At 64.9% G+C, this 4,207-nt stretch carries 5 protein-coding genes; all 5 read left to right on the top strand.

Annotated elements, in window-relative coordinates:
* Nucleotides 1-44 precede the first annotated feature (44 nt).
* The 5 genes from BRAO375_RS11190 (at nt 45) to BRAO375_RS11210 (ending at nt 3,933) form a co-directional block, all read left to right on the top strand.
* Nucleotides 45-1,457, top strand: coding sequence for a carotenoid oxygenase family protein (locus BRAO375_RS11190; RefSeq protein WP_009027586.1), 1,413 nt, complete (start codon nt 45-47; stop codon nt 1,455-1,457).
* A 63-nt stretch (nt 1,458-1,520) separates the two neighbouring features.
* Entirely contained in the window at nt 1,521-2,108 is a 588-nt protein-coding gene (locus BRAO375_RS11195) for a septation protein IspZ (protein WP_009027587.1), read from the top strand.
* A 219-nt stretch (nt 2,109-2,327) separates the two neighbouring features.
* On the top strand, nt 2,328-2,912 hold the full coding sequence (locus BRAO375_RS11200) for a hypothetical protein (RefSeq protein ID WP_009027588.1): 585 nt from the start codon (nt 2,328-2,330) through the stop codon (nt 2,910-2,912).
* Between the two features lie 24 nt (nt 2,913-2,936).
* Nucleotides 2,937-3,485, top strand: coding sequence for an inner membrane-spanning protein YciB (locus BRAO375_RS11205; protein WP_009027589.1), 549 nt, complete (start codon nt 2,937-2,939; stop codon nt 3,483-3,485).
* A gap of 151 nt (nt 3,486-3,636) precedes the next feature.
* Nucleotides 3,637-3,933 (top strand): hypothetical protein, encoded by a 297-nt coding sequence (locus tag BRAO375_RS11210; RefSeq protein ID WP_009027590.1) that lies wholly within the window; start codon nt 3,637-3,639, stop codon nt 3,931-3,933.
* Nucleotides 3,934-4,207 lie beyond the last annotated feature (274 nt).

Here is a 4,207-nt window from a genome sequence, read left to right on the forward strand (position 1 = left end):
ATAGCTTTATCTTTACAGCGTAAAGATAAAGGGAAGGAACGGCCATGAGCGACCGTGCGCAAACAGCCCGGCAGACCCGCAGCGAACGTAACAACCTCGCGCCGATCGCGTTCGAATGCGACGTGCCGATGTTGAAGACCACGGGCGAGCTGCCGCGTGAGCTGAACGGCACGCTGTATCGCAACGGTCCCAACCCGCAGTTCTCTTCGCCCGGTGCGCACTGGTTCGTCGGCGACGGCATGCTGCACGCGTTTCATCTGGAGAACGGCCGCGCGTCGTATCGCAACCGCTGGGTCCGCACGCCGAAATTCGAGGCCGAGCGCAAGGCCGGCCGCGCGCTGTTCGGCGGCTTCGGCCGCAAGCTGCCCGACGCACCAGCCGACGTCACCGATGGCGGCGTCGCCAACACCAACATCATCGCGCATGCGGGCAAGCTGCTCGCGCTCGAGGAGGCGCATCTGCCGACCGAGATCGAGCCCGGCACGCTGGCGACAATGGGCTATCAGGATTTCGGTGGCCGCCTGCGCGGCGCCTTCACCGCGCATCCGAAGACCGATCCGGTCACCGGCGAGCTCTTGTTCTTCGGCTACAACGCGGCGGGACCGCTGACGCCGGCGCTGTCCTACGGCACGATCGGCGCCGCCGGCCAACTGACGCGCCTCACGCGTTTCGAGGCGCCCTATGCCAGCATGGTGCATGACTTCATCGTCACCGCCAACCACGTCCTGTTTCCCATCCTCCCACTCACCGGCAGCATGCAGCGCGCGATGTCGGGCAAGCCGCCTTATGCCTGGGAGCCCGACAAGGGCGCCTATGTAGGTGTGATGAAGCGGAGCGGCGACATCAAGGACATCGTCTGGTTTCGTGGTGACGCCTGCTACGTCTTTCACTTCATGAACGCCTGGGACGACGGCAGCCGCATCATCGCTGATGTGATGCAGTTCGATGAGCCGCCGCTGTTCCCGCATCCCGACGGCCGTCCCACCGATCCTGCGAAATCGCGCGCGCGGCTGTGTCGCTGGAGCTTCGATCTCGACGGCGGCTCCGACCGCTTCACGCAAACCTACCTGGACGACCTCACCGGAGAATTCCCCCGCATCGACGACCGCCGCGCTGGACTGAAGAGCCATCATGGCTGGTACGCCTGCGCCAATCCGGATGGGCCGCTGATCGGCGCCCTCTCCGGCCTGGCGCATGTCGACGGCAGCGGCGCGCGCCGCGCGACCTACCTGCTGCCGGGCGGCGACAGCCTGTCGGAGCCGGTGTTCGTGCCGCGCAGCGACGCCGCCGCCGAAGGCGACGGCTGGCTCCTGACCGTGGTCTGGCGCGCCGAGACCAACACCTCCAACCTCGCGGTGTTCAACGCGACCGACATCGGCAGCGGACCGGCCGCGCTGGTTCATCTCGGCCACCGCGTGCCCGACGGCTTCCACGGCAACTGGGTCGGCGCGGCCTGACGCCGCGCCGAGACGGCCCTCTGCGCGACACGACGACAACTGACGATCACATCGGAGACACCCATGAGACACGCCTTGATCGAGCTGTGCACCGACTTCCTGTCGGCCATCGTCTTTCTCGTCCTCTATCTCGCCACCGGGAGCGCGGCGCTGGGAAGCGCGCTCGCGATTGCGGTCGCGATCGGACAACTGGTCCATGCGCGGATCACGGGCCGGCCGCTCAACTCCATGACCTATGGCAGCCTTGGGCTGGTGGTCGTGCTCGGCGCGGTCACGCTTCTCACAGACGACCCGCGCTTCATGTTCGCCAAGCCGGCGATCGGCCATTTCGCGGTCGGCGTCATCATGCTCAAGCGCGGCTGGATGCTGCGCTACGTGCCGCCGATCGTGACCGACAATATCCCGGGGGCGGTCACCGTCGCCGGCTATGCCTGGGCTGCACTGATGTTCGCCCTCGGTCTCGGTACGATCGCCGTGGCCCTCACCGGTGATCTGAAGCTGTGGGCGCTGTACATCTCGGTCGTGGCGGTCGGCGCCAAGATCGCAGCCTTCGCGATCCAGTTCGTCACCTTCCGTGTGCTCGTCAGGAGCCGCATCCGGACGGCCAAAGCCGGCGCTGGCGGCCGCCATGCGTTGGTCCCGCTGCTCTAGGGCGCGGCCGAAAAGCATCCTGGGCCGGACCCTTGGTTTGGGCCGGCAAGGAGAGCGTCGGCTCGCGAGACGACGCCGAAATCTATGTAAGCGACTGATACAAATAGACATATCTCAATTCTCACGATATTTTGACACTGTCAAGATTCCGCTTGACCCGGCTCGCCCCTCCCCGTATTTATCTTTCCAGTGTAAAGATTGGCTCAGGAGGAGCCGCCCATGACGATCTTCCTCATCCTCGCGCCCTACGGCGTCTATGCAGCGCTGATGATGGTGGTCTCGGCCACGCTCAGCCTCGCTGTGGCCGCCGCGCTGTGCCTGGCGGTGGTGACGCTGGACGTCATCAAGGGCCGCTCGGTGAAGATCCTTGGCCTGGGGTCGGCGATCGTGTTCGCCGGCGTAGCGGCCTACCTCCAACTCATCGATCCCGAGATGACCGACTCGGCCGTGCGGCTCGCGGTGGACTGCGGCATTTTCGCGCTGTCGCTCGGATCGATGCTGCTGCGCATGCCCTTCACGCTGCAATATGCGCTTGAGGCCGTGCCGCCGGAAACCGCGGCCATTCCGGGGTTTCTGCGCGCGAATTACGTCATCACCGGCGCCTGGGCCCTGTCCACGCTGCTGATGATCATAGGCAACCTGATGACGCTCTACATTCCCGGCCTGCCCTATTGGACCGGCCTCGCGATTGCCTTTGCCGCCCGCAACAGTGCACTTTATTTCACGCGCTGGTATCCTGAGTATCGTAAGACGAAGGACATCACCGCGCAGACTGCCGCCGCAATGTCCGGCCAGGATGTCTGACGGTTTGCCCTCAGGGAGACGTGCGTGAAAGACGTGTTTACGAAGCTGACGGCCGATTTTCTCTCTGCCGCCGTCTTCTTCATCCTCTACCTCGCCACCGACGACGTCGTGCTGGCCACCTCTGCGGCGGTCGGCGTCGCCATCGTCCAGGTGGTCTGGGCCCGAATCAAGGGCCATAGCCTCGGCTTCATGGCCTATGCCAGCATCGCTCTGGTCGTGGTGCTCGGCAGCGTGACGCTGCTGACCAATGATCCCCGCTTCATGTTCGCAAAGCCCGCGATCGGCCACTTCGCCATCGGCCTGATCATGCTCAAGCGCGGCTGGATGCTGCGCTACGTCCCGCCCATGGTGGCGGAGACAATTCCCGAATACGTCACAGGCGCCGGCTATGCCTGGGCGGCGCTGATGTTCGCACTCGGCCTCGGCACGATCGGCGTGGCGATGACCGGCGACATCAAGCTCTGGGTCATCTACATGACTTTCACCGCGGCCGCGAAGGTCGCCGCCTTCGGCGTGCAGTTCATCGCCTTCCGCTTCGTCATCGCCAGCCGCCTGCGGGCGGCCAGGGCTTGAATAAGGGCTCGAGCAAAGGCTTGAGCAAGGGCTTGAGCAAGGGCCTGATCGCCGCATTGGGCTTATCAGCGAAGATGCGCTATAGGGGCGCCCGAAGGCACCCTCGAAGGCTGCTTCGGGGCCCGGGATGGCAACGCCAGGAGAACGATCGATGGCAGTGGACGGCAACTGGAATCTGACCTTGAACACGCCGATGGGCGAGCGCAGCGCGACCTTGAGCCTCAAGAGCTCCGGCTCGACGCTGACCGGCACCCAGGCCGCGGAGGGCGATTCCGCCGAGATCTTCGACGGCACCGTCAACGGCGATGACGTCGCCTGGAAGGTCTCCATCACCAGCCCGATGCCGCTGACGCTCGACTTCAAGGGCAAGGTCGCCGGCGACACCATCTCCGGCGAGATGGGCATCGGCTTCATGGGCAGCTTCCCGTTCACCGGCGCCCGCGGCTGATCCTTATTCTTTAGAGTGGTGAGCACGTCGCCTCACACGCTCCGCTGTCGTCCCCGCGACAGCGGGGACCCATACCCCCAGGGAGCGGTTGAGGCACTCCGGCGATTGGCATTTTGCCCCTCACATCCGCCGCAGCGTATGGGTCCCGGCTCAAGGCCGGGACGACGCCTGTTTTTCCGCCAGCATTCCGCTTCACATCTCCCAGGACAAGCGTTCGCATTCTCGCGGCGGATAACGCCCGAGTGATGCATCTTCATGCCCTTCGACACCGCAA

Source organism: Bradyrhizobium sp. ORS 375 (genome assembly GCF_000239775.1).
Lineage (GTDB): Bacteria > Pseudomonadota > Alphaproteobacteria > Rhizobiales > Xanthobacteraceae > Bradyrhizobium.

What these genes read in the sequence shown, in the direction of transcription:
- BRAO375_RS11190 (WP_009027586.1), top strand. Translation starts at nt 45, where the DNA reads ATGAGCGACCGTGCGCAAACAGCCCGGCAGACCCGCAGCGAACGTAAC.
- BRAO375_RS11195 (WP_009027587.1), top strand. Translation starts at nt 1,521, where the DNA reads ATGAGACACGCCTTGATCGAGCTGTGCACCGACTTCCTGTCGGCCATC.
- BRAO375_RS11200 (WP_009027588.1), top strand. Translation starts at nt 2,328, where the DNA reads ATGACGATCTTCCTCATCCTCGCGCCCTACGGCGTCTATGCAGCGCTG.
- BRAO375_RS11210 (WP_009027590.1), top strand. Translation starts at nt 3,637, where the DNA reads ATGGCAGTGGACGGCAACTGGAATCTGACCTTGAACACGCCGATGGGC.